We start from the raw sequence: 22,393 nt of genomic DNA, 5'->3' as shown, positions 1-22,393 counted from the left end.
GCGGTGGTCGTGAAGGGCGCGGACGACCCGCCGCCACCGCCGGCGGGCAGCCCACCGTCAGGGTGCGGTGCCGCCTCCCTTGTGCTCGTCCTCGTCCACGATCTCGGCGTCCACGACCTCCTCTTCCGAGCCTTGCGGACCGGTCGCGCCGCCCGGTGCACCGGGGGCGGTCTGGGCGTACATGGCCTGGCCGAGCTTCTGGCTGACCTGGGCGACCTTCTCGCTCGCCGCGCGGATCGCGGCGGTGTCCTCGCCCTTGAGCTTCTCTCTCAGCTCCGTCAGAGCGGCCTCCACCTCGCTCTGCACGTCGGCCGGGACCTTGCCCTGGTTGTCCGTGAGGAACTTCTCGGTGGTGTAGGCGAGCTGCTCGCCCTGGTTGCGGGTCTCGGCGGCTTCCTTGCGGCGGCGGTCCTCCTCGGCGTGCTGCTCGGCCTCGCGGATCATGCGGTCGATGTCGTCCTTGGGCAGGGCGGAGCCGCCGGTGACGGTCATCTTCTGTTCCCTGCCGGTGCCGAGGTCCTTCGCGCCGACGTGCATGATGCCGTTGGCGTCGATGTCGAAGGTGACCTCGATCTGCGGCAGGCCGCGCGGGGCCGGGGCGATGCCGGCCAGCTCGAACATGCCGAGCTTCTTGTTGTACGCGGCGATCTCCCGCTCGCCCTGGTACACCTGCACGGTGACCGAGGGCTGGTTGTCCTCGGCGGTGGTGAAGACCTCCGAGCGCCGGGTCGGGATCGTGGTGTTGCGCTCGATGAGCTTGGTCATGATGCCGCCCTTGGTCTCGATGCCCAGCGACAGCGGGGTGACGTCCAGCAGCAGGACGTCCTTGACCTCGCCCTTGAGGACACCCGCCTGGAGCGAGGCGCCGATGGCGACGACCTCGTCCGGGTTGACGCCCTTGTGCGGGTCCTTGCCGGTGAGCCTCTTCACCAGGTCCGTGACGGCCGGCATCCGGGTCGAGCCGCCGACCAGGATCACGTGGTCGATGTCGGAGACCTCGATCTTGGCGTCCTTGACGGCCTGATGGAACGGGCCCTCGCAGCGGTCCAGCAGGTCGGCGGTGAGCTGCTGGAACTGGGCGCGGGTGAGCTTCTCGTCCAGGTGCAGCGCGCCCTCGGCGGAGGCCGTGACGTAGGGCAGGTTGATCGTCGTCTCGGTGGCGGCGGACAGCTCGATCTTGGCCTTCTCGGCGGCCTCGCGGAGGCGCTGCACGGCCATCTTGTCCTTGGACAGGTCGATGCCGTAGCCGTTCTTGAACTGCTTGACCAGGTGGTCGATGATCCGCTGGTCCCAGTCGTCACCGCCGAGGTGGGTGTCGCCGGAGGTGGCCTTCACCTCCACCACGCCCTCGCCGATCTCCAGCAGCGACACGTCGAACGTGCCGCCGCCGAGGTCGAAGACCAGCACCGTCTGGTCGTTCTCCTTGTCCAGGCCGTACGCCAGGGCGGCGGAGGTCGGCTCGTTGATGATCCGCGCCACCTTCAGGCCCGCGATCTCGCCGGCCTCCTTGGTCGCGGTGCGCTGGGAGTCGTTGAAGTACGCGGGCACGGTGATCACCGCGTCCGTCACGTCCTCGCCCAGGTAGGACTCGGCGTCGCGCTTCAGCTTCTGCAGCACCCGCGCGGAGATCTCCTGCGCGGTGTAGCTCTTGCCGTCCACGTCCCCTTTCTCCGGGAAGTGCCAGCCGCTCTCGCCCATGTGCCGCTTCACCGAGCGCGCGGTGCGGTCAACGTTGGTGACGGCCTGCCGCTTGGCGACCTCGCCGACCAGCACCTCGCCGCCCTTGCCGAAGGCCACCACCGACGGGGTGGTGCGCGCGCCTTCGGCGTTCGTGACGACGGTCGGCTCGCCGCCCTCCAGCACGCAGACCACCGAGTTCGTCGTTCCCAGGTCGATACCGACTGCGCGTGCCATCACGGGCCTCCTCTCTTGCCATCCCTCCCGTCTTGCCTCACCGGGAGGAAGGAAACTTGAGCCTCATGACATCAAGGGTAAGTCGACGCCGTGGCTGGAGGAAATCTGTAACGTGGAAGTGAGGTTTCATTTCATCGAGCGGCGAGGTGAGGTCGCGGTGGTGGAGCTGCCCATTGATGACGCGGATGCCGCGCTGTACACGGTGGGGCAGGTTGCCGCGATGCTGCACGTCCGGGTGGCGTTCCTGAGGCGACTGGACGAGCTGGGCGCGGTGGTGCCCGTGCGCTCGGCAGGCGGCCAGCGGCGCTACTCGCGCCGGGAGATCAACCGCATTGCCGCACTGGTCAAGCTGATCGGCGAGGGACTGACCCTGGAAGGGGCGCGCCGGGTGCTCGATCTCCAGGCCCGAGTGGAGGAGCTGGAGGCCGACCTGGGGCGGACCCGCGGCCGGTGACGTCCGGCGCCCGCCGCCTGGACCCGCCCGCGCTGCTGGGTGGGGTTCAAGCGGCGGCGGCGAGGTCGGCGCGGCCGAACAGGAGCGCGTAGCCGCTGGGCAGGCAAGCGAGAAGGCGGTCGGTGAGCCTATCGCCGGCGAGATCGGCGAGGGCGGCCAGGACGGAGGAGGCATCCCAGCGGGCGCTGGTGAGGCTGATGTTCAGGGCTCGGGCGACGGCTTCGACGAAGGCGGGGGCGGCGACGGGTTCGGGCAGGGGGATCTGCGAGGCGAGGACGGCGCGGGCCCGCTCGGGCAGCGCGGCGGCCAGCTCGCAGCGTTCGTCGCCGGTGAGCTGGGAGCCGAGGACGGCCAGGACGGTGTCGAGGACTCGTTCCGCTTCCTCGTCGCTGGGGTGACGGCCAAGGGTGCGGACCTGCTGGATCAGGCGGCGGTGCCGGGTCATGGCGGTGGCCTTCCGATACGGGCCGCCGCGGTGCACGCGGCGGCACGAAAGCGGTCAGGATCGGTGGTCGGGGGCGGGGCGGCCGAACAGGACGTCGTAGCCGGGCGGCAGCTGGAACAGCACGCGCTCCAACAATTCGTCGCCGGCGGCGTCGGCCACCGTGGACAGGACGGCTCCGATGTCCCACACGGCGGTCTTCTCGGTGGCGCCCTCGATCCAGGCGGCGGTGGCGCGTACGAACCGTTCGGGACTGAGCGGCTCGGCGGCCTGCAAGGGGTTCAGCAGGATCAGGGCGAAGGTCTCGGGCAGACGGGCCGCGAGCTTCGCGCGCACGTCGCCGACCAGGTGGGCGCCGAGCAGGGCCAGCACGACGCGGGCCGCGCGATCGGCGTCCTGGGGTGTGTCGTACTCTCCGCGTTCCTGGACCTGGTCCAAGAAAGCTTCCCATCGAAGAGTCACCGCGATTCCTCCCTGTCGATTTCACCGAAGGCCCTCACCACGAACGGTGCCGGTCCGGGCGGCAGGGGGCCGACTGCGGGAGTGTTCCGCGCCGTCCGCTCGGGGGGTGCGGGCGGCGCGGAACGGCAGAGGGACGCCGTCAGGCCTTGATCTCCTTGCGGCTTCCGCCGTGGCCGATGGCGATCTTGCGGGGCTTGGCCTTCTCGGCGACCGGGATCTTCAGGGTCAGCACGCCGGAGTCGTAGTCGGCGACGATCCCGTCGGGGTCGAGCGTGTCGGAGAGCATGACCTGCCGGGAGAAGACGCCGAGCGGACGCTCGGACAGCTCCCACTTCACGTCCTCGCCCTGGTGGCGGGGACGGCGTTCGGCCTTGACGGTCAGCATGTTCCGCTCGACATCGATGTCGATCGCATCGGGGGCCACCCCCGGCAGGTCGAAGCAGATCACGTACTCGTCGCCGGCGCGGTAGGCGTCCAGCGGCATCGGGGTCGGCCTCGACCAGGTCCCGGTCGTGCCGAAGAACTGCTGGGTCAGCCGGTCCAGCTCGCGGAACGGATCGGTGCGCATCAGCATCGCGAAACACCTCCACTGATCGATGGGTGCCAGTGCGCTTCACCTGAAACCGTTCTAACATGTCATCCATCCAATGACAAACCCTGATGTCGCCAAAGGAGTGACACCCATGAGAAAGCGGCCCCAAGAACCCGCCACCAGTGGCGGACCGTCGAGGGGCCCGGCGTCCTTCCTCGCCGCCGCCGCGGCGCTCGCCGCCATAGACGACGCCGTCCGCACCGCGCAGGACACCGAAGCCACGACCCCGCCCACCACCCAAACCGACCCCGAGCAGGCACTGGCCGCCCTGCTGCTGCTGCGCGAGCTGCGTACCGAACTCGCCGACTGGGAGGCCCCGCTGGTGGAGACCGCCCGCGCCGCCGGCGCCACCTGGGCCGACCTCGCCCGCCCCATGGGCGTCGCCAGCCGTCAGGCCGCCGAGAACCGCTACCTGCGCCTTGCGCCACCCGCCACCGGCACCCCGGGCACCACCGGGGCCAAACGCGTCAAGGCCGTACGCGACCGCCGCGCCGCGGAGCGCTCCGTCGCCGACTGGGCCCGCGCCAACGCCGCTGACCTGCGCCGGCTCGCCGCCCAGGTCGCCGCCCTGACCGACCTCGCCCCGGCGGCCCGCCCCGCCCTCGACCACCTCCACACCGCGCTCGGCGCCCCCGACGCCACCGAACTCCTCGCATCCCTGGCCGCCGTCCGCCCCCACCTCGGCGCCCACCACTCCCAGATCGCCCACCGCCTCGACGACCTCGCCCAGCACACCGACCGACTGCGCCATGACAGCGACCACCGGCGCGCCTGACCCCCTGGCCGCCGCCGAAGAGCGCTGGCAGCGGATCGAGGACCAGCTCGTGGCCGTCGGGCACCGGATGCGGACCGACGGCGACGCCGCCCTCGCCTCGCTGGACGCCTGCCTCGCACGCCTGGAAGCCATACGCGAAGCCCTCCACACATCCCTGGCACAGGTCGCACAGGACATCGCCGCGCAGACCGGGGCCGGCGCGGCGCATCACACCGCCGGATACTGAGGGGGGTCATGCCGACGGCAGTGGGGGCACCCATAGCCCGTATACCCCCATTTCGGACATCTTGACAAGCGTTGGCCAAGGTTCTATCCAAGTCAATGAGGAGGTTTGCCGGGGTCGCCGGTCGCCCGGGAGGTGGTCCGCCATGACGGGATCGCGAGACCGACGCGATCACTACGCGGTGCTGGGAGTGGAACCCACGGCGTCCGCGCGGCAGGTCACCTCGGCCTATCGCACCCTGGTCCGGCTGCTGCACCCGGACACCCGCCCCGTCGAACCGGGATCGGCGGAGCGACTCGGCGCGGTGGTCGCCGCCTACGAGGTCCTGCACGATCCCGAGCTGCGCGCCGCCTACGACGCCGAACGCGAGACCGCCCGGCCCCACCCGGGGACCGCCCGCGCCTCGGCCCCTCCCCCGACCGCCGGCCGACGGGTGCCCGTACGAGTCGTCCGGAAAACCGGTGGGGCGGGGCCTGCGCGCACCGCGCCGACTCCCCTCGTCGGAGCGATGCCGCGAGGAACCGAACCGCTCGTTCGAGTGGGCCCCGTGCGGACCGCACCGCCAGGTGCGTCGACGTGGGCGCGGGATGCCGGCGACCTCTGGGAGTGGGGCGACTTCTGGGAGTGGATGGTGCACCGGCTGTGGGAGGTGGAGCCATGGCTGTGAACGGCAACGACTTCCGCACCGCCGTCTCCCGGTGGGACGGCCAGGTCACCATCGCGATCACGGGCGAGATCGACCTCGCCACCGCCGCCGAGCTGGAGAGCCGCGTCAAGGAGTTCCTGGCGAACCGGCCCAGGCGCATCGACCTCGACTTCGCGCAGGTGAGATTCTGCGACTGCTCGGGCGCGCACGCCCTGGAACGGCTCCGTCACCAGGCGCAGGAGGAAGGCGTCGTCCTGAAGGTCACGGATGTGCGGGCCCCGCTCGTCGCCCGGGTGATCGACCTTTTCGGCCTCGCCGACCTGGTGGAAGGCTGACGCCGGGCCGCGTACCGCGGCGCTGCCACCATCGCGCGCTCCGAGGCACCGATGGCGCGAGTGCGGGCCGCCGCTTCAGGACCATCCTCCCGGCCGCCGGTCAGACTCCCGGCACCGGCCCGTCGTGTTCAGCTGGCCGTGGCCCACCGGGTGGCCCGCGCGCGCAGAGGGGAGACGACGGCGGCGTAGCAGTGTCCGGGCAGGTCGGTGACCCAGTCGAAGGTGTCGAGGGTGATGCCGTGCCTGGCCGCGGCGTGGAGCATGTCGGCCAGCAGAGCCGTCGCTGCGGCTTTCTGCTCCTCCGTGCCGGGAGTGGTGCGGCGCTCGGCGGCCTCGTTGACGCGGTCGGTGAGCTCGCGGCGCCGCAGGACGGCGCGGTAGCAGGTGCCGGGCAGGTCGGTGACCCAGTCGAAGGTGTCGAGGGTGATGCCGTGCTGGGCCGCGGCGTGGAGCATGTCGGCCAGCAGAGCGGTCGCGGCGATCTTGTCCTGCTCGGTGCCGTGGTCCGGACGGCGCTCGGCGGCGGCATTGATCCGGTCGGCCGGGGTGCGGTGCCTGACGATGGCGCGGTAGCAGGTGCCGGGCAGGTCGGCGACCCAGTCGAAGGCCTCGAGGGTGATGCCGTGCTGGGCCGCGGCGTGGAGCATGTCGGCCAGCAGAGCGGTCGCGGTGACCTTGTCCTGCTCGGTGCCGTGGTCCGGACGGCGCTCGGCGGCGGCGTTGATCCGGTCGGCCAGGGTGCGGTTCTTGCGGTCGGTGTACTCGTACACGCGCGGATGTCCTCGGTCGGTCGGGTGGCTGTCGGCGGTGGCCGGCTTCCGTCCCCGGCTGCCGAAACGGGTGAGGGAAGCGGTGCTGCGGGCCGCACTCCTGCCAAGGGTGATGCAGCCCGGCCCCGGGCCGGTGCGCGCCCGCCCGCTGGCGGGCGGGTCTGGCCAAGCGGCGTGGGAGTGCGGCCGGCCGGGCTCTGTCAGCCGCGGCCGGCCGCACCTGCAGGGGGTTAGAGGGTGTGGGTGAGGCGGTCGGTCAGGAGACGGGTGAAGCGGGCCGGGTCGGGCAGGTCGCCGCCTTCGGCGAGCAGGGCGCTGCCGTGGACGAGTTCGGCGGTGTCGGCGAGCGCGGGGTCGTCGGCGTTCGCCGCGTGTGCCTGGTGCAGGGCGGTGATGAGGGGGTGGGTGGGGTTGAGTTCCAGGATCCGCTTGACGGGCGGGAGTTCCTGGCCCATGGCCCGGTACATCTTCTCCAGGGTGGGGGTCAGGTCGTGGGCGTCGCCGACCAGGCAGGCGGCGGAGGTGGTGAGCCGGGTGGAGAGGCGGACCTGCTTGACGTGGTCGGCCAGGGCGTTCTGGAGCCAGCCGAGGAGGGCGGCGAAGTCCTGCTCGCGCTGGGCCTTCTCCGCCTTCGCCTCGTCGCCGGCGTCGCTGTCGGCATCGCCGTCGAGGTCGACCTGGCCCTTGGCGATGGACTGGAAGCGGTGGCCGTCGAAGGCGGGGATCTGGTCCGTCCAGACCTCGTCGACGGGGTCGGTGAGGATCAGGACCTCGTAGCCCTTGGCGGTGAAGGCCTCCATGTGCGGGGAGTTCTCCACCATCTGGCGACTCTCGCCGGTCAGGTAGTAGATGGTGTCCTGGCCGTCCTTCATCCGCGCGACGTACTCGCGCAGCGTGGTCGCCTTCTCCGGGTCGTTGGTCGAGGCCGCCGAGACCAGCTCCAGCAGCGCGTCGGTGTTGTCGCGGTCCTCGATCAGGCCTTCCTTGATCACCCGGCCGAACTGCTCCCACAGCTTGGTGTAGGTGTCGGACCTGCCGGCCTGCATGTCCTTGAGGGCGCCGAGGACCTTCTTGACGAGGCGTCGGCGCACGGCGGTGATCTGGCGGTCGTGCTGCAGGATCTCGCGGGAGACGTTCAGCGACAGGTCGTGGGCGTCGACGACGCCCTTGACGAACCGCAGGTAGTTCGGCATCAGCGCGTCGCAGTCGTCCATGATGAACACGCGCTTGACGTACAGCTGCACGCCCCGCTTGGTGTCACGGGAGAACAGGTCGAACGGGGCGTGGGCGGGGATGAACAGCAGCGCCTCGTACTCGAAGGTACCCTCGGCGCGCATGTGGATGGTCTCGGCCGGGGCCTGCCAGTCGTGGCTGATCTGCTGGTAGAAGTCGTGGTACTCGGCCTCGGTCACCTCGCTGCGGGGACGGGCCCACAGCGCCTTCATCGAGTTCAGCGTCTCCGGCACGACGACGGCCTTCTCGTCCGTGGCGGATTCGGCGCCCGCCTCGACGGGCTCGACGGGCTCGGCGGCCATGCGGATGGGCCAGCGGATGAAGTCCGAGTACCGCTTGACGATCTGGCGGATCTTCCACGCCGCGAGGTAGTCGCCGAGCCCGTCCTCGCCGTCCGCCGGCTTGAGGTGCAGCGTGACCGAGGTGCCGACCGGCAGATCGTCGGCCTGCGCGATGGTGTAGGTGCCCTCACCGTCGGACTCCCACACGGTGCCCTGCTCGGTGCCGGCCCGGCGGGTCCGCAGAGTGACCTTGTCGGCGACCATGAACGCGGAGTAGAAGCCGACGCCGAACTGGCCGATCAGGCTCTGCGCCGCGTCCGCGTCCTTGGCCTCCTTGATCTTGGCCAGCAGACTCGCGGTGCCGGACTTGGCGATGGTGCCGATCAGGTCGACGACGTCCTCGCGGGTCATGCCGATGCCGTTGTCCCGCACCGTCAGGGTCCGGGCGTCCCGGTCGACGTCCAGCGTGATGTGCAGGTCGGAGGTGTCGACTGCGGGGCCGCTGTCGGTGAGGGATTCCAGGCGGAGTTTGTCGAGGGCGTCGGAGGCGTTGGAGATCAGCTCGCGCAGGAAGATGTCCTTGTTCGAGTAGATCGAGTGGATCACCAGCTGCAGCAGCTGGCGGGTCTCCGCCTGGAACTCCAGCGTCTCGGTCGGGCTGGCCACGGGAGGCGTCTCCTTCATGTGCGGGTAGGGGAAAGGGTCACGGACGACGCGGCGCCGTCACGGGGAGTGGTCTTCACGTCGAGGGCCTCAGGGCCTCTCGACTCGCACCTCGCGGGCCGGGCAGGCTTTACGACGGTGAACAGGTCCGCTGACATGCGGGCCGCAGCCCGGCAGGGCCGCGGCCGGGGTGCTCACGGGCCGGCCTGGGGTGTGCGGCGCAGCCGGTCGCTCTCGGCACGAAGCTGTTCGGTTCGGGCGGTGAGTTCGTCGAGGCGGTCGGCGATCGCCGGGTGGTCCGCCTCCAGGAGGGGCCGGGTCTCGGCGAGCGGGGCGAGCAGGCGGGCGGGGTCGTCGTGACCGAGCGCGTCCAGCAGGCGTTCCACGGCAGGGGCCGCCGAGGCGGTGAGGTCGTCCAGGGCGCCGATCTGTCCGGCGAGGCGGCGCAGGTCCGCGGCGTTGTCGCGGGCCCAGGTCGTCACCGCGCGGTCGGCGGCACGCTGGTCGCGGGTGGCCTGGACACGCTGCTCGCCGGTGCTGCCCGCCTCGGTGCCGGCATCGGCGTTCGGGCGCATGCGCAGGTAGCGGCGCTCGGCGGCCTGGCGGCTCTGGACGCCCATCGGTTCGGCGAGGTCGGCCCAGGTGGCGCCCGCGCCGCGGGCCGTCTCGATCAGACCGGTCTCCCAGCCGGCGAGTTCCTCGCGAAGGTGGCGCAGCATCAAGAGCGCGGACAGGGCAGGGTGCGGGTCGCTCTGGCCCGCGTCGTCCGGGGGTGCGTGGCGGGCGGTGCGGGCGGCGGCGTCCATCATGCCCAGCGCGGCGGCGGCGGCCAGGAACGAGGCCGGCCCCACCCCGGCCGCGCCGGTGTCCTGCGTATCCATGTCGTCACTCTTTCGCTGACTGGGTGTTTGTCATCACCTGGACGACATGTTACAACGGTTCGTGTCGCGCCGCACCGGTGCGAACAAGACCTTCTGGACCGGAGGTGTTCCGACGATGTCCATGCCCACTGCGGTGACCCACCAGGCGCCCCCCGGGTCCTGGTCGCGGCCGGCCCCGATTCCGATGGACGCCTGGCGCGAGGACGAGCGCTTCGTGATCGCACTCGACCTGCCCGGTGTCGCACTGGAGGCGATCGACGTCGACGTGCTGGGCCGGATGGTGACCGTGAAGGCCGAACGCCGTCCCACCCCGCGCGGCGAGGGCGCGCGCACCCGGCTCGCCGAGCGGACCCACGGGGTGTTCGAGCGCCGGATCCAGCTGGCCGACAGCCTCGACCCGAGCCGCATCGCGGCCCACCTGCAGGACGGCGTCCTGACCCTCACCGCCCCCGTCGCCCCGGCTCACCGGCCCCGCAAGATCACCGTCCGGGCCAGTGAGGCCGGCCAGTCGCCCGAGGAGAGCAGCCAGGCCGTTGTCGCCGCGGCGGCGTGAACCCGCGCGGGCCCTGAAGGCCACTGACACCGGGGCCCGGCCCCAGGACGCCTGACCATCCGCTCTGTCATCTATCCGGCGACATGTGCGACGAGTCGCCGAGAAGGTGACATACCAGGAGGGATGTGTGAGCGCGTCGAAGTCGCCCGTTGATTCGACGAGGAGGTATTCGACGATGTTGATGCGCACTGACCCGTTCCGCGAGCTGGACCGACTCACCCAGCAGTTGTTCGGCACGGCCGGCACCTGGTCGCGCCCGTCCGCGATGCCGATGGACGCCTGGCGCGACGGCGACACGTTCTACGTCCAGTTCGACCTTCCCGGCATCAGCCCGGACGCGATCGACCTGGACGTCGAGAAGAACGTGCTCACCGTCAAGGCCGAGCGCCGCCCCACGCAGCGCGGCGGCAACGCCGAGGTCCAGCTCTCCGAACGCCCACTCGGAGTCTTCTCCCGGCAACTGTTCCTCGGCGACGCCCTCGACGCCGAGCACATCACCGCCGCCTACGAGGCCGGCGTACTCACCCTCACCATCCCGGTCGCCGAGACCGCCAAGCCCCGCAAGATCCAGATCAGCGGCGGCAGCGACCGCAAGGCACTCCAGGCCTGACCACCCGTCGGACCTGGTCCCCCAAAGGGAAACGGTGCCGCGCGGGCGGAACACCCTTCGGCCGCCCGCGCGGCGCCCCGACCCGAGACCCTGCGCCGAACGGCGCAGGCCACGAATTTCCAGGCCCGACCTTGGCCCTCGGGCCTGGAACCCACGGAAAGTGACAGGGTCGGGTGCCGCGCGGAACCACGGGCTCCTTCCCGGGACCCACCGCGCGGCACCCCAGTCAGCCGCGGTCTGCGCGCCATGACCGCGCAGACCGCCGAAGCCGTGGACGAGGCGCTCTGGGGCCTGGTCTGTGACGACCCGGCCGCCGCCGAGCAACTCGCCCGCGTCATCGACGCCCACCACCGCCTGACCGACGCCCTTTGACCGCCATGGCCGACGGTCCGCACGCCGGCCCCGCAAACACCAGCCGCTCGGCCACCGGTCACCCGTCCGGAGCAGCCGCACGGGGCGACGGTCGTCGCGGGTCCTGCCCGCATCAGCCCCCTGCCCCGATGACCTCGCAGGCCCGGCCTTCCGCCCGGCTCCCGGCCGCTCGACAGCCGGGAGCCGGGCCGGCTTCGTTTCAGCCGGTCGCGGTCCGGGGCGACGTCACCGCCAGGACGCGCCGGATGATCGGCCGGCGTTCTCCGCTCCCCGGCCCTTCTCGCCGCGGATGGCCCGTAGCCATGCGAAGGTCCGGTCCATCCCCCACTCTGGAACGGAGGGGGTGACGGAGGGAGTCATGGGATGCAGATCGTTGTGGACCTCACACGCTGCCAGGGCTACGCGCAGTGCGTGTTCCTCGCGCCGGAGGTGTTCCAGCTGCACGGGGAGGAGGGGCTGCTGTACGCCCCGGCCGTTCCCGATGACCAGCTGGATCGCGTGCGCCAGGCCGCGGCGGCGTGCCCGGTCCAGGCCATCCTCCTCGGCAAGGAGGTGAGCCCCGATGGCCGCTGACCTTCGAGAAGGCCGGATCGTCATCGTCGGCGCGTCGCTGGCCGGGTTGCGGGCCGCCGAGGCGCTGCGCGAGGAGGGCTTCACCGGCTCCCTGACCGTGGTCGGGGACGAGCCCCATCCGCCCTACGACCGGCCGCCGCTGTCCAAGCAGGTCCTGCTCGGCAAGGTCGCGGCGGACTCCACCGCCCTGCCGATGCGCCGGGACCCGGACGCCGACTGGCGGCTCGGGGTCCGTGCCACCGGCCTGGACCCTCTCGGGAAGCGGGTGCTGCTGGCCGACGGCGATTCGCTGCCGTTCGACCGGCTGCTGATCGCCACCGGCACCCGGGCCAGGCCCTGGCCCAAGGTGGCGGAGGCCGCCCTGGACGGAGTGTTCACGCTGCGTACCCGCGAGGACGCCGCCGGGCTGGCCGAGCGGCTGGCAGCGGGGCCGCGGCGGGTACTGGTGATCGGCGGGGGCTTCACCGGTTCGGAGATCGCCTCGGCCTGCCGGGAACGCGGTCTCGACGTCACGGTCACCGAACGTGGCCCCGCCCCCCTGGTGGGCGCGCTCGGCGGCACCTTGTCGAAACTCGCGGCCGCCATGCATCGCAACCACGGGGTGGACCTGCGCTGCGGGGTGACCGTCACCGCCCTGAGGGGCAACGGGAACGGCCGGTTCACCGGTGCGGACCTGTCCGACGGCAGCCGTGTGGAGGCGGACGTGTGCGTGGCGGCCCTGGGGGCGGTCCGCAACGTCGAGTGGCTGGCGGACTCCGGACTGGCGGCAGGCCCGCGCGGGATCGCCTGCGACGCCGGGTGCCGGGCCTTCAACATGTACGGCATCGTCACCGACGACGTCTTCGTGGCCGGTGACGTCTCCCGGTTCCCCCACCCACTGTTCGGCTACCAGATGCTCTCCCTGGAACACTGGGGCAACGCGGTCGCGCAGGCCGAGGTGGCCGCCCACAACATGGTCAGTCCCGGCCCTCTGCGCCGCCCGCACCTTGCCCTCCCGACGTTCTGGTCGACCCAGTTCGGGCTCAACATCAAGTCCGTGGGCGTGCCCACCTTCTCCGACCACGTGGTCATCGCCCAGGGCAAGCTGGAGGAGCGTCGCCTGGCGATGGTCTACGGCTACCAGGGCCGGGTCACCGCCGCGGTCACCGTCGACATGGCCAAGTCACTCGACTACTACGCGCACCTGATCGAGACCGCCGCCCCCTTCCCACCCGCGCCCGGCGCGTCCGACCGCCCGCTCGCGGCCGAGCTCCCGCTCCCCTCCGACGTGCCGGATCCGAAGGGGCTCTCCCACGGCCCGACCGTCGCGCTCACCGGCCACCTGCCCGACCGCCGACTGACCCTGGTCCAGCCCACCTGACCCACCACCCCGCCCAACCACGAGGAGCCCCACCCCATGGCCGCCGCCGACACCCTCCTGGAACGGATCACCGACTACGCCAACCGCCCCGACCCCTACCCGCTCTACACGGAACTGCGCGAAGCCGGTCCCGTCGTGCGGCAGGCGGACGGCAGCTACCTGGTCGGCACCTACCACGAGATCACCGCGCTCCTCCACGACCCACGCATCAGCGCCGATCCCCGCAGCCTCGCCACCCCGCCCGAGGGGGCGCCGAAGCCGCCGTTCCTACGGCTCGACGACCCCGAGCACCACAGACTGCGCGGTCTGGCCATGCGGCCGTTCGGCCCGCCGCACAGCGCCGGCCGCGTCGACGCCATGCGCGGCCAGATCACCGAAATCACCGAAGAACTGCTCCAGAACCTCCAGGACCGCACCCCGATCGACATCGTCGACGACTTCGCCTACCCGCTGCCCGTCACCGCCATCTGCCGACTGCTCGGCGTCCCCCAGGAAGACGAACCGCAGTTCCGGCAATGGTCCGACGCGATCGTCGCCTCCGCCGACGTCAGACCCGACGAGGAGTCCTCCGCCGAGCGGGACCGGGCCGGTGAGCAGGCGCGGATCGAGATGGGCCAGTACCTGGTGAACCTCGCCGAACAACGCCGCGGCCACCCCACCGACGACATGCTCTCCGCCTACATCAACGAACCCGACCCGGCCATGCGGCTCACCCACGAGGAACTCGCGGAAACCGCCGTACTGCTCCTCATCGCCGGACACGAAACCACCGTCAACCTCATCACCAACGGAGTCCTCACCCTGCTGCGCCACCCCGACCAACTGGACCGGCTGCGCCGCGAACCCGACCTGCTACCGGCCGCGGTGGAGGAGCTGCTGCGCTACGAGCCCCCGGTCCACATGCGGCAACGCATCCCCCTCGCCGACGTGGACATCGCCGGCACCACCCTCCCCAAGGGCACCTCCGTCGTGCTCGCGCTGGCCTCCGGCAACCGCGACCCCAAGCGGTTCCACGATCCCGACCGGTTCGACCCCACCCGCCCGGACAACCAGCACCTCGGCTTCGGCGGCGGCGTCCACCTGTGCTACGGCGCACCCCTCGCCCGTATCGAAGCCCAGGCCGCGCTCGGCGCACTGATCCCCCGCCTCACCAGCGCAACCCTCCTCCAGGACCCACCCCCCTACCGGCACGCCGCCATGCTCCGCGGCCCCCGCCACCTCCCCATCCGATTCTGACCGCGACGTTGCCCGCGACCTGCTCCGGCCCGCGCGAAGTCTCGGTAACGGCTGGTCCGTCTCGACCGACGCCCAGTCACCAAACGTGTCGCCAAAGGGAGTTGGCCCCGTTGCGGCCAACCGTCAGACGGTCGCCACAAGTGAAACTGACGGCATTTCAGCTACCTCCTCGCCGATCCACCTCACTCTCTCGCCGGACAGGTGAGTCATAGCGCGTGCGCCCAACTGGCCTCTCCGACCGCCGCGGTTGGCTCTTCAACGGGCGGTCATCCGGAGCGGATCCCGGCGCGCCCCCAGCGCAGCGCCGCCTGTTGGTCGACCGGTCCGAAGGTTCCGGGACCCGGCGGGCAGCGTTCCACGATCGCCTGTCGTCAGCCCCGTCGCGTTCGCACGTGGGCGGACTTTCCTTGGGCGACAAGTCCACAAGTGATCGGATTTGATCGCAACAGCTCCCACAGGGCAGGCTCGGTGCCGCACAGTGGCGGATCCGCCACTGTCCGGCGCGGAGGGAGTCGCATGTCCGGGACCGAGAACAGCAAACCGACTGCACATGTCGTTGTCGGGTACACCCCGCAGGACGGTTTCGTCGCCGTCCAACTCAATCCGCCCCCAGCGGAATACGTGTGGCACGACCAGCGGGCCGAGCACGACCGGGAACGGTTCGGGCCGGGCAACGGCTACCAGCAGTGGCTCGCCGTCGACGCCGCCACCGGTGCCGTTTGGTTCGGGGACACCGACTGGCGAACCCAGGACGAGGGCACCGCCCCCTGGCTTCCGGGGCACCGCCGGGCCGCGGCCGGCGATGGCGCTCTGCCTTCCCCGGCCGTGTTCGCGCTCCTGCTCACCCACCGCACTGTCGACGAGCAGGGCGCCGATACCTGGCGCTTCTTCAGCGCGGAGGAGCTCTACGCACTGGTCCGACGGATCCTGCCCGTGGTCCAGCGGGTGATCGGCTCGCTGCACCGTGTGGGCCCGGCCGGGGATCTGGAGTGGTCCGCCGAGGCTGCCACGGCCTGGACCGATCTCGAACAGGCCTGCCTCTACACGTTCGACGCGACGGGCACGGTGGCCTGGTCCGAGCCCCGCATGAGCCCCGTTCCCGGATGGCGGGTGGAAGTGGCGGACTTCCTCGCCCGGAATCCGGAGCTTTGCGATCCGGATTGGGCGACGGCTACCGACGCCGAGCTGGACACCTACGCCACGTACGAACCCGATTCCGGCTACGGCGGCGTTCCGGGACGCATGTGCACTCCGGCGGGCGTCCGGATCGAGGAGGGCTACACCTTCTACGGTCACCGTGCGGCTCTGTACGCCTACCGCGCGGCCGCTTGCGGCGACCGCGCCCCGGTCGAAGCCGGGCTCTGGCTGCGGACCAGCGATGCCGGACGGAGCAGTTGGGAGGACGCGAAGGTCGTGGGAGCGAGTCTCGCCGACGCCACTGACTGGGTGTTGGACCACCTCGCCGAGACGTTCCGCAGCGCCGCGGCCGACGACGGTGTGGTCCTCACCGGCCTGGCGGCCTACCTGCGGCAACAGCGGGCCGAGGAAAGGGCGGCGGTCGATGACACGCTTTCCGCCACCGGGGAGGAGCTGAAGCGCTTGGAGGAGTTGCTCAAGGAGGTCCGCCTGGTCCGGAACACCGTCCTGACCCGGGTCCTCAGCTGGACCGACGGGCGGGACGACGAGGTGATCGCCCGTCTCGCGGCGATGTCCCCCGTCGCCGTGGCCGAGTGGCGGGAGCGGCTCACCGCCGACCGGATTGTCCGACCGGAGGGGTGAGAGGCTGCCCGGAGGGCCCGGCCCGCAGGCGGGCCGGCGACGTTCGGGTCCGAACTCGTCGGGGCATGGTCCCCGCCTCATGAGAGGGCGGTCAGTGCCTGCGCGGCGAGCATGCGTTCCAGGTCCAGGAGGGCGCGTGGGGCGTGCCGGGTGTCGATGCGGACGGTGTAGATGAAGCGCGTCAACTCCGGTCCTGCGAGGGGGCGCGCCACCACCTGGGTGCTGCCCGGGGGGAGGGCCAGCCGCGGCATGACGGCGACGCACAGGCCCGCGGCCACGAAGCCGAGCACGGTGTTGAAGTCGTCGCCGTCGTATTCCAGGCGGGCCTGGAAGCCCGGTGTCTTGGCCATCTGAGCGAGCAGTTCCAGGCGCAACGCGGCCTCCGGAGCCGCTATCCAGGTCTCGGCCGCGAGGCCGGCCAGGTCGATGACGTCCCGGTGGGCGAGGTGGTGGTCGGCCGGGACCACCGCCACGACCGGGTCCCGTGCGACCAGCGTTCGGCGCAGCGTCCGGGGCGGTGGCACCGGGATGAAGTCGTAGTCGTAACTGAGGGCCAGGTCCATGTCTCCCCGCTTGAGTCGGCTGTAGCCGGCTTCGGGCTCCACTTGGGAGAGGCTGACCTCCACACCGGGATAGGCCGCGTGAAGCTCTGCCAACGCCTGCGGGACGATGCCGGCGGCGGCCGAGGCGAAGGCGCCGAGCCTGATCCGTCCGGCAGTGCCCGCACGCATGGCGTCGAGTTCCACGGAGGCCGCCGCCAGTGCGCTTCGGACGCGCTGTTCGGCGTCGAGGAGGACCGTGCCGGCCGGGGTGGCGCGTACGGGGCGGCGCTCGATCAGGATGAGACCGGTGCGGCGTTCGAGTTCGGCGATCTGTTGCGAGACGGCGGGCGCGCTGTAACCCAGCTCGCGTGCGGCGGCGTTGAAGGAGCGGTGGCGGACCACGGCTTCGAGGGTGGCGAGCAACCGGGGGTCGAGTCTCTGCACGGAGTTAAGGCTCACTTATCTGTCGCGAAGATGTCTTTTCTTGTGCTTAAGCATGAACGGCAGCAGGATTCTTGCTCGCGGCCCGGATGCGCAAGCCTCCGCCCCCCGGGTCCGCGACCCACCACCTCCCTCGTCGGGCGCTTTCGTGCGCCCGCGGCGCCGTGCACCCCCTCTTCCGCAGCATTCCTGACCCGCGTCCGTCGGGTGGGTGGGCTGCGGAGGAGACGGCCGTCGACGATCGACTCCCGCCCCTGAAAGGAAGTGGTATGCCCAAACCACTCATCGGACTGACCACCTACCTCGCCGACGCTCAGTGGGGGGAGTGGGAGCTGCCCGCCGCGCTGCTGCCCGCGGCGTACATCAGCTGTCTCCAGGCGGCGGGCGGCCGCGTGGTCCTGCTGCCGCCGGACGCGCCGGAAGCCGCGGCCGATGTCGTCGCGCGCCTGGACGCGATCGTCCTGACCAGCGGCGAGGACGTGGATCCCGCGCTGTACGGGGCGCGGCCGCATCCGTGCACGGGACCGCCGGTCCGCGAGCGCGACCAGTGGGAGTGGGCGGTGCTGGCCGAGGCTCTCGCGCGTGACATACCGGTGCTCGGAGTGTGCCGGGGAATGCAGTTGATGAACGTGCACGCCGGCGGCACCCTGATCCAGCACCTCCCCGAAACGGTGGGTCACCACGGGCACAACCTGCACGGCGGCCACTTCTCCCCCCATGCCGTCACCACGGTGCCGGGGACGCGGATCGGCGCACTCATCCCGGGGACCCGCCAGGTCGCCACGCACCATCATCAGGCGGTGGACTCCCTCGGGGCCGGCTTGATCGTGGGCGCCCGCACGGCGGACGGCACCATCGAGGCGATCGAGAGCACCCGGCACCGCTTCGCGGTCGGCGTGCAGTGGCACCCCGAAGTGGCTTTCGATTCGGCCGTGGTGCACGCCCTGGTGGCCGCCGCCAAGTCGACCCCGAACCCCGCTCCGGGTCGCGTCGCCGAGAGCGAGGTGCGCATCCGGCGGGGTACACCGGAGTCCGCTCCGTCGACCCCGGTGTCTTGACGCCGCTGCGCCCCGACCCCGGCGACTACGCGGCCGGCGATCTCCTGGAGGTGTGCCGGCACGTGGCGATGTCCCACCGCCTCCACCGCGTGGAGGCCACCCTCACCGACATCGTGCGCCCCCAGCGCGCGGACACCTCAAGAGAAGGCAGAGCCGAGGCGTGAGCGAGCAGTTCCTCAACGACGAGAAGCGCCCCACGACCCGTCACGTCGACGCCGGTGACACCGGCTACAGCAAGTCCCTGAAGCCCCGGCACGTCAACATGATCGCCATCGGCGGTGCCATCGGCACCGGCCTGTTCCTCGGCGCGGGCGGACGGCTCGCCGACGCCGGGCCCTCCCTGTTCGTCGCGTACGCCGTCTGCGGCGTCTTCGCCTTCCTCGTGGTGCGCGCGCTCGGCGAGCTCGTGCTGTACCGCCCGTCCTCCGGCGCCTTCGTCTCGTACGCCCGGGAGTTCCTGGGCGAGAAGGGCGCGTACACCGCGGGCTGGATGTACTTCCTCAACTGGGCGACCACCGGCATCGCCGACATCACCGCCGTCGCCACGTACACCCACTACTGGCACCTGTTCTCCGACGTCCCGCAGTGGGTGATCGCTCTCATAGCCCTGGCCGTGGTCCTCACCGTGAACCTCATCTCGGTGCGGATCTTCGGCGAACTGGAGTTCTGGTTCGCCATCGTCAAGGTCGGCGCCCTGGTCGTCTTCATGGGCATCGGGATCTTCCTGCTCGTCACCCGGCACCCGGTCGACGGCGTCGTACCCGGCCCGTCCCTGATCGCCGACAACGGCGGGATCTTCCCCAACGGCCTGCTGCCGATGCTGCTGATCATCCAGGGCGTCGTCTTCGCCTACGCCTCCGTCGAACTGGTCGGCGTGACGGCCGGGGAGACCGAGAACCCCGAGAAGATCATGCCGAAGGCGATCAACTCGATCATGTGGCGCGTGGGCCTGTTCTACGTCGGCTCGGTCCTGCTGCTGTCGATGCTGATGCCGTGGAACAAGTACACCTCCGGCCAGAGTCCCTTCGTGACGGTGCTCTCCCACATCGGTGTCCCGGCGGCGGACAGTGTGATGAACCTGGTCGTCCTCACCGCGGCGATGTCCTCGCTCAACTCCGGCCTCTACTCCACCGGCCGCATCCTGCGCTCCATGGCCGTCAACGGATCGGCCCCGCGTTTCACCGCACGGATGAGCCGCACCCAGGTGCCCTACGGCGGCATCCTGCTCACCAGCGGCATGTGCGTCCTCGGTGTCGGCCTCAACTTCGTGGTCCCCGCCGACGCGTTCGAGATCGTGCTCAACCTCGCGGCCATCGGCATCATCGCCACCTGGGGCATGATCATGGTCTGCCACCTCCTGTTCTGGCGGAAGACCACGGCCGGCGAACTGACCCGCCCCGGCTACCGCCTGCCCGGCTCGCCCTGGACCGAACTCGTGACGCTGGCCTTCCTCGCTGCCGTCCTGGTCCTCATGTACGCCGACGGCGGCGCCGGACGCACCACCGTGCTGTGCGTACCGCTCATCGCTGCGGCACTCGTCGCCGGCTGGTACGCGATCCGCGGGCGCATCGCGCGCGCCGCCGCCGGAGCCGACGACTGAACCCGGGCGGCCCGGGGGACCCCGCGTACCCACCGCTCGTCCGCCCGGGCCCGCCGCCTCCAGGCACACAGCTCACCAGCCCCACGCCAATCACCGATCGAGGCAGTCATGCTCACCAGCCCCCTCGCGGACGCGCCCGCGGTCCGCGAGCCCCGCCACACGCCCGTCGCCCACGTCACCCGGGGCGGCGTGGTCGAGAGCACCCACTACGGTTCCGTCGTCGTCCTCGGTGGCGACGGCGAGGTCCGGTTCCACCTCGGCGACGCGGAGGCCGCGTGCTACCCGCGATCGGCCCTCAAGCCCGTCCAGGCCGTCGCCATGGTCCGGGCGGGACTGCCGCTCGACGGCGAACTACTCGCCCTCGCCATGGGCAGCCATTCCGGCGAGGAACGCCACCTCGCCGGTGCCCGGCGGATCCTGGCACTTGCCGGCCTCACCGAGGACGACCTGCGCAACGTCCCCGACCTGCCGTACGACCCGGCCGTCCGCGACACCTGGATCCGGGAGGACCGCCCGCCCTCCCGGCTCGCCCAGAACTGCTCCGGCAAGCACGCCGCGATGCTCCACCTCTGCAAGCTCAACGGATGGCCGCTGCAGGACTACGACGCCCCTGAGCACCCGCTCCAGCGGATGATCGCGGAAGTCGTGGAGGACCTCACCGGCCAGCGCATCGCGCGCGCCACCGTGGACGGCTGCGGCACCCCCCTGTTCGCCGTCTCCCTGCACGGCCTGGCCCGCGCGGCCGCGCGCATCGCCACCGGCGCGCCCGGGACCCCTGAATTCCGGGTGGCGGACGCGCTGCGCACCCACCCGGAGATGGCCTCCGGTGCGGGGCGGGACGTGGCCGTGCTGATGCGCGCGGTACCCGGGCTGCTCGCCAAGGACGGCTTCGAGGGCGTCCAGATCGCAGCGCTGCCGGACGGCCGCGCCGTCGCCCTGAAGATCGCCGACGGGGCGAACCGGGCGCGCATCCCGGTGGCGGCGGCCGCCTTGGCGCTGGCGGGAGTCGACCCCCGGCTACTGGCCGGGTTCGCGGGGGAGCCGGCGACCGGCGGCGGCCGGCCCGTCGGCGGCGTGCGGCCGGTGGCGGTGCTGGACCCGTCGGCCCTGTTCGCCCCCGCGTGACCCGACCCACCACTCCGAGAAGAGGACCCGCACACCCATGACCGCCGCCACCCGCAGCGAACACGATCTGCTCGGAGACCGCGACGTCCCCGCCGACGCCTACTGGGGCGTCCACACCCTGCGCGCCACCGAGAACTTCCCCATCACGGGCACGCCCATCTCCGCCTACCCGCACCTGATCGACGCGCTGGCCGCGGTGAAGGAGGCAGCCGCCCTCGCCAACGAGGAACTCGGCCTGCTGGAACCCGCGAAGGCCTGGGCCGTCGTCGCCGCCTGCCGCGAGATCCGCGGCGGAGAGCTGCACGACCAGTTCGTCGTGGACGTCATCCAGGGCGGCGCCGGCACCTCGACCAACATGAACGCCAACGAGGTCGTCGCCAACCGGGCGCTGGAGCTGCTGGGGCACGCCAAGGGCGAGTACCGGCACCTGCACCCCAACGAGGACGTCAACCTCGGCCAGTCCACCAACGACGTCTACCCGACCGCCGTCCGGATCGCGACGGTGTTCGCGGTACGGGGCCTGCTCGACGCGATGGCCGTCCTCCAGGACGCCTTCGCCCGCAAGGCCGTCGAGTTCCGCGACGTGCTGAAGATGGGCCGCACGCAGCTGCAGGACGCCGTACCGATGACGCTCGGACAGGAGTTCTCCGCCTTCGCCGTCATGCTCGACGAGGACCGCAGCCGGCTCGCGGAGGCCGTCGAGCTGATCCACGAGATCAACCTCGGCGCGACGGCGATCGGCACCGGCCTCAACGCCCCCACCGGATACGCCGAGGCCGCCCGGCGCCACCTCGCCGACATCACCGGGCTGCCCCTGGTCACCGCGGCCAACCTGGTCGAAGCCACCCAGGACTGCGGCGCGTTCGTCCAGATGTCCGGGGTGCTCAAGCGCATCGCCGTCAAGCTGTCCAAGACCTGCAACGACCTGCGGCTGCTGTCCTCCGGGCCGCGCGCGGGCCTCGGCGAGATCAACCTGCCGCCCGTGCAGGCCGGTTCGAGCATCATGCCGGGCAAGGTCAACCCGGTGATCCCCGAGGTCGTCAACCAGGTCGCCTTCGAGGTGATCGGCAACGACGTCGCGATCACCATGGCCGCCGAGGCCGGTCAGCTCCAGCTCAACGCCTTCGAGCCGATCATCCTGCACTCGCTGTCGGAGTCGATCACCCATCTGCGCGCCGCCTGCCTCACCCTCGCCGAGCGTTGCGTCGTCGGCATCACCGCCAACACCGAGGTGCTGCGCGCGACCGTCGAGAACTCCATCGGCCTGGTGACCGCTCTGAACCCGCACATCGGGTACACGGCGGCCACCGACATCGCCAAGGAGGCCCTGGCGAGCGGCCGGGGCGTGGCCGAACTCGTCCTGGAGAAGGGCCTGCTCCCGGCGGAGCGGCTCGCCGCCCTGCTGCGGCCCGAGGTCATCGCCGGCAGCGGTGCGGCCGTGGCCTGAGGACGACGCCCCGGCCGGCCGCCCGG

25 protein-coding genes are annotated in these 22,393 nt (G+C 71.4%); 17 read left to right on the top strand and 8 right to left on the bottom strand.

All coding sequences use genetic code 11. The annotated features are described in order from the left end of the window. Positions 1-57 precede the first annotated feature (57 nt). Entirely contained in the window at positions 58-1,914 is a 1,857-nt protein-coding gene (gene dnaK / locus ACWDBE_RS14370) for a molecular chaperone DnaK (protein WP_449808134.1), read from the bottom strand. Between the two features lie 112 nt (positions 1,915-2,026). Here dnaK and ACWDBE_RS14365 point away from each other — a divergent pair, with 112 nt between their 5' ends. Next, complete coding sequence (locus ACWDBE_RS14365; RefSeq protein ID WP_449790829.1) at positions 2,027-2,368, top strand: helix-turn-helix domain-containing protein; 342 nt, start codon at positions 2,027-2,029, stop codon at positions 2,366-2,368. 46 nt (positions 2,369-2,414) lie between these two features. On the opposite strand, the gene ACWDBE_RS14360 is transcribed toward ACWDBE_RS14365, so the two are convergent. The 3 genes from ACWDBE_RS14360 to ACWDBE_RS14350 all read right to left on the bottom strand — a co-directional run bounded on the left by ACWDBE_RS14360 (position 2,415) and on the right by ACWDBE_RS14350 (position 3,846). Beyond that, positions 2,415-2,813: a DUF2267 domain-containing protein gene (locus ACWDBE_RS14360; RefSeq protein ID WP_449790828.1), complete on the bottom strand. Its 399-nt coding sequence runs from the start codon at positions 2,811-2,813 to the stop codon at positions 2,415-2,417. Positions 2,814-2,867: 54 nt separating this feature from the next. Then, a complete protein-coding gene (locus tag ACWDBE_RS14355) occupies positions 2,868-3,272 on the bottom strand; it encodes a DUF2267 domain-containing protein (RefSeq protein ID WP_449790827.1) in 405 nt (134 codons plus the stop codon). 139 nt (positions 3,273-3,411) lie between these two features. After that, positions 3,412-3,846: an Hsp20/alpha crystallin family protein gene (locus ACWDBE_RS14350; RefSeq protein ID WP_449790826.1), complete on the bottom strand. Its 435-nt coding sequence runs from the start codon at positions 3,844-3,846 to the stop codon at positions 3,412-3,414. Between the two features lie 109 nt (positions 3,847-3,955). On the opposite strand from ACWDBE_RS14350, the gene ACWDBE_RS14345 reads away from it, so the two are divergent. From ACWDBE_RS14345 to ACWDBE_RS14330, 4 genes are all read left to right on the top strand, one after another. After that, positions 3,956-4,639 (top strand): type III effector protein, encoded by a 684-nt coding sequence (locus tag ACWDBE_RS14345; RefSeq protein ID WP_449808133.1) that lies wholly within the window; start codon positions 3,956-3,958, stop codon positions 4,637-4,639. After that, positions 4,614-4,865: a hypothetical protein gene (locus ACWDBE_RS14340; protein ID WP_449808132.1), complete on the top strand. Its 252-nt coding sequence runs from the start codon at positions 4,614-4,616 to the stop codon at positions 4,863-4,865. Before ACWDBE_RS14345 ends, ACWDBE_RS14340 begins: the two co-directional genes overlap by 26 nt. 142 nt (positions 4,866-5,007) lie before the next feature. Further along, positions 5,008-5,529, top strand: a complete 522-nt coding sequence (locus ACWDBE_RS14335) for a J domain-containing protein (RefSeq protein WP_449790823.1) — start codon at positions 5,008-5,010, stop codon at positions 5,527-5,529. Next, positions 5,520-5,843 (top strand): STAS domain-containing protein, encoded by a 324-nt coding sequence (locus ACWDBE_RS14330; protein WP_449790822.1) that lies wholly within the window; start codon positions 5,520-5,522, stop codon positions 5,841-5,843. The genes ACWDBE_RS14335 and ACWDBE_RS14330 overlap by 10 nt, the downstream gene beginning before the upstream one ends. Before the next feature lie 128 nt (positions 5,844-5,971). Here the strand turns inward: ACWDBE_RS14330 and ACWDBE_RS14325 are convergent, their stop codons facing one another. From ACWDBE_RS14325 to ACWDBE_RS14315, 3 genes are all read right to left on the bottom strand, one after another. Continuing rightward, a complete protein-coding gene (locus ACWDBE_RS14325) occupies positions 5,972-6,613 on the bottom strand; it encodes a hypothetical protein (RefSeq protein ID WP_449808131.1) in 642 nt (213 codons plus the stop codon). Positions 6,614-6,843: 230 nt separating this feature from the next. Next, entirely contained in the window at positions 6,844-8,793 is a 1,950-nt protein-coding gene (gene htpG / locus ACWDBE_RS14320; RefSeq protein WP_449808130.1) for a molecular chaperone HtpG, read from the bottom strand. A 191-nt stretch (positions 8,794-8,984) separates the two neighbouring features. After that, positions 8,985-9,671, bottom strand: coding sequence for a type III effector protein (locus ACWDBE_RS14315; RefSeq protein ID WP_449790819.1), 687 nt, complete (start codon positions 9,669-9,671; stop codon positions 8,985-8,987). A 115-nt stretch (positions 9,672-9,786) separates the two neighbouring features. Here ACWDBE_RS14315 and ACWDBE_RS14310 point away from each other — a divergent pair, with 115 nt between their 5' ends. The 7 genes from ACWDBE_RS14310 (at position 9,787) to ACWDBE_RS14280 (ending at position 16,154) form a co-directional block, all read left to right on the top strand. Next, positions 9,787-10,224 carry an Hsp20/alpha crystallin family protein gene (locus tag ACWDBE_RS14310; RefSeq protein WP_449790818.1) on the top strand — a complete coding sequence of 146 codons (438 nt, stop codon included), beginning with the start codon at positions 9,787-9,789 and terminating at the stop codon, positions 10,222-10,224. 175 nt (positions 10,225-10,399) lie between these two features. Further along, positions 10,400-10,834 (top strand): Hsp20/alpha crystallin family protein, encoded by a 435-nt coding sequence (locus ACWDBE_RS14305; RefSeq protein ID WP_449808129.1) that lies wholly within the window; start codon positions 10,400-10,402, stop codon positions 10,832-10,834. A gap of 246 nt (positions 10,835-11,080) precedes the next feature. After that, positions 11,081-11,206, top strand: a complete 126-nt coding sequence (locus tag ACWDBE_RS14300; RefSeq protein WP_449790816.1) for a hypothetical protein — start codon at positions 11,081-11,083, stop codon at positions 11,204-11,206. 363 nt (positions 11,207-11,569) lie between these two features. After that, positions 11,570-11,779 carry a ferredoxin gene (locus ACWDBE_RS14295; protein WP_449790815.1) on the top strand — a complete coding sequence of 70 codons (210 nt, stop codon included), beginning with the start codon at positions 11,570-11,572 and terminating at the stop codon, positions 11,777-11,779. Next, positions 11,769-13,139: an NAD(P)/FAD-dependent oxidoreductase gene (locus ACWDBE_RS14290; protein ID WP_449790814.1), complete on the top strand. Its 1,371-nt coding sequence runs from the start codon at positions 11,769-11,771 to the stop codon at positions 13,137-13,139. The genes ACWDBE_RS14295 and ACWDBE_RS14290 overlap by 11 nt, the downstream gene beginning before the upstream one ends. Positions 13,140-13,175: 36 nt before the next feature. Continuing rightward, a complete protein-coding gene (locus ACWDBE_RS14285) occupies positions 13,176-14,375 on the top strand; it encodes a cytochrome P450 (RefSeq protein ID WP_449808128.1) in 1,200 nt (399 codons plus the stop codon). Positions 14,376-14,891: 516 nt separating this feature from the next. Then, positions 14,892-16,154 carry a hypothetical protein gene (locus ACWDBE_RS14280; RefSeq protein ID WP_449808127.1) on the top strand — a complete coding sequence of 421 codons (1,263 nt, stop codon included), beginning with the start codon at positions 14,892-14,894 and terminating at the stop codon, positions 16,152-16,154. A gap of 77 nt (positions 16,155-16,231) precedes the next feature. On the opposite strand, the gene ACWDBE_RS14275 is transcribed toward ACWDBE_RS14280, so the two are convergent. Then, positions 16,232-17,140 (bottom strand): LysR substrate-binding domain-containing protein, encoded by a 909-nt coding sequence (locus ACWDBE_RS14275; protein ID WP_449790811.1) that lies wholly within the window; start codon positions 17,138-17,140, stop codon positions 16,232-16,234. Between the two features lie 266 nt (positions 17,141-17,406). Between ACWDBE_RS14275 and ACWDBE_RS14270 the strand changes: the two genes are divergently transcribed. From ACWDBE_RS14270 to aspA, 5 genes are all read left to right on the top strand, one after another. Continuing rightward, positions 17,407-18,195 (top strand): gamma-glutamyl-gamma-aminobutyrate hydrolase family protein, encoded by a 789-nt coding sequence (locus ACWDBE_RS14270; RefSeq protein WP_449790810.1) that lies wholly within the window; start codon positions 17,407-17,409, stop codon positions 18,193-18,195. Then, positions 18,192-18,359, top strand: a complete 168-nt coding sequence (locus ACWDBE_RS14265; protein ID WP_449790809.1) for a hypothetical protein — start codon at positions 18,192-18,194, stop codon at positions 18,357-18,359. The genes ACWDBE_RS14270 and ACWDBE_RS14265 overlap by 4 nt, the downstream gene beginning before the upstream one ends. Beyond that, positions 18,356-19,795 carry an amino acid permease gene (locus tag ACWDBE_RS14260; protein ID WP_449790808.1) on the top strand — a complete coding sequence of 480 codons (1,440 nt, stop codon included), beginning with the start codon at positions 18,356-18,358 and terminating at the stop codon, positions 19,793-19,795. The genes ACWDBE_RS14265 and ACWDBE_RS14260 overlap by 4 nt, the downstream gene beginning before the upstream one ends. Positions 19,796-19,903: 108 nt before the next feature. Next, the gene (locus ACWDBE_RS14255) at positions 19,904-20,920 is read left to right on the top strand and encodes an asparaginase (protein WP_449790807.1); all 1,017 of its coding nucleotides are present in this window, start codon (positions 19,904-19,906) and stop codon (positions 20,918-20,920) included. 37 nt (positions 20,921-20,957) lie between these two features. Continuing rightward, complete coding sequence (gene aspA / locus ACWDBE_RS14250) at positions 20,958-22,367, top strand: aspartate ammonia-lyase (RefSeq protein WP_449790806.1); 1,410 nt, start codon at positions 20,958-20,960, stop codon at positions 22,365-22,367. The last annotated feature ends 26 nt before the right edge of the window (positions 22,368-22,393 follow it).

It is taken from the genome of Kitasatospora sp. NPDC001132 (genome assembly GCF_053598415.1).
The sequence above is the reverse complement of the archived record's forward strand: the minus strand, read 5'-3'. Positions and strand labels throughout refer to the sequence as shown.

Excerpts from the sequence above, each read along its gene's own strand:
- dnaK (WP_449808134.1), bottom strand. The coding sequence starts at position 1,914 with ATGGCACGCGCAGTCGGTATCGACCTGGGAACGACGAACTCGGTGGTC.
- ACWDBE_RS14295 (WP_449790815.1), top strand. The coding sequence starts at position 11,570 with ATGCAGATCGTTGTGGACCTCACACGCTGCCAGGGCTACGCGCAGTGC.
- ACWDBE_RS14285 (WP_449808128.1), top strand. The coding sequence starts at position 13,176 with ATGGCCGCCGCCGACACCCTCCTGGAACGGATCACCGACTACGCCAAC.
- ACWDBE_RS14310 (WP_449790818.1), top strand. The coding sequence starts at position 9,787 with ATGTCCATGCCCACTGCGGTGACCCACCAGGCGCCCCCCGGGTCCTGG.
- ACWDBE_RS14300 (WP_449790816.1), top strand. The coding sequence starts at position 11,081 with ATGACCGCGCAGACCGCCGAAGCCGTGGACGAGGCGCTCTGGGGCCTG.
- ACWDBE_RS14335 (WP_449790823.1), top strand. The coding sequence starts at position 5,008 with ATGACGGGATCGCGAGACCGACGCGATCACTACGCGGTGCTGGGAGTG.
- ACWDBE_RS14270 (WP_449790810.1), top strand. The coding sequence starts at position 17,407 with ATGCCCAAACCACTCATCGGACTGACCACCTACCTCGCCGACGCTCAG.
- ACWDBE_RS14305 (WP_449808129.1), top strand. The coding sequence starts at position 10,400 with ATGTTGATGCGCACTGACCCGTTCCGCGAGCTGGACCGACTCACCCAG.
- ACWDBE_RS14255 (WP_449790807.1), top strand. The coding sequence starts at position 19,904 with ATGCTCACCAGCCCCCTCGCGGACGCGCCCGCGGTCCGCGAGCCCCGC.
- ACWDBE_RS14290 (WP_449790814.1), top strand. The coding sequence starts at position 11,769 with ATGGCCGCTGACCTTCGAGAAGGCCGGATCGTCATCGTCGGCGCGTCG.
- ACWDBE_RS14340 (WP_449808132.1), top strand. The coding sequence starts at position 4,614 with ATGACAGCGACCACCGGCGCGCCTGACCCCCTGGCCGCCGCCGAAGAG.
- ACWDBE_RS14350 (WP_449790826.1), bottom strand. The coding sequence starts at position 3,846 with ATGCTGATGCGCACCGATCCGTTCCGCGAGCTGGACCGGCTGACCCAG.
- aspA (WP_449790806.1), top strand. The coding sequence starts at position 20,958 with ATGACCGCCGCCACCCGCAGCGAACACGATCTGCTCGGAGACCGCGAC.
- ACWDBE_RS14330 (WP_449790822.1), top strand. The coding sequence starts at position 5,520 with ATGGCTGTGAACGGCAACGACTTCCGCACCGCCGTCTCCCGGTGGGAC.
- ACWDBE_RS14345 (WP_449808133.1), top strand. The coding sequence starts at position 3,956 with ATGAGAAAGCGGCCCCAAGAACCCGCCACCAGTGGCGGACCGTCGAGG.
- ACWDBE_RS14280 (WP_449808127.1), top strand. The coding sequence starts at position 14,892 with ATGTCCGGGACCGAGAACAGCAAACCGACTGCACATGTCGTTGTCGGG.
- ACWDBE_RS14315 (WP_449790819.1), bottom strand. The coding sequence starts at position 9,671 with ATGGATACGCAGGACACCGGCGCGGCCGGGGTGGGGCCGGCCTCGTTC.
- ACWDBE_RS14360 (WP_449790828.1), bottom strand. The coding sequence starts at position 2,813 with ATGACCCGGCACCGCCGCCTGATCCAGCAGGTCCGCACCCTTGGCCGT.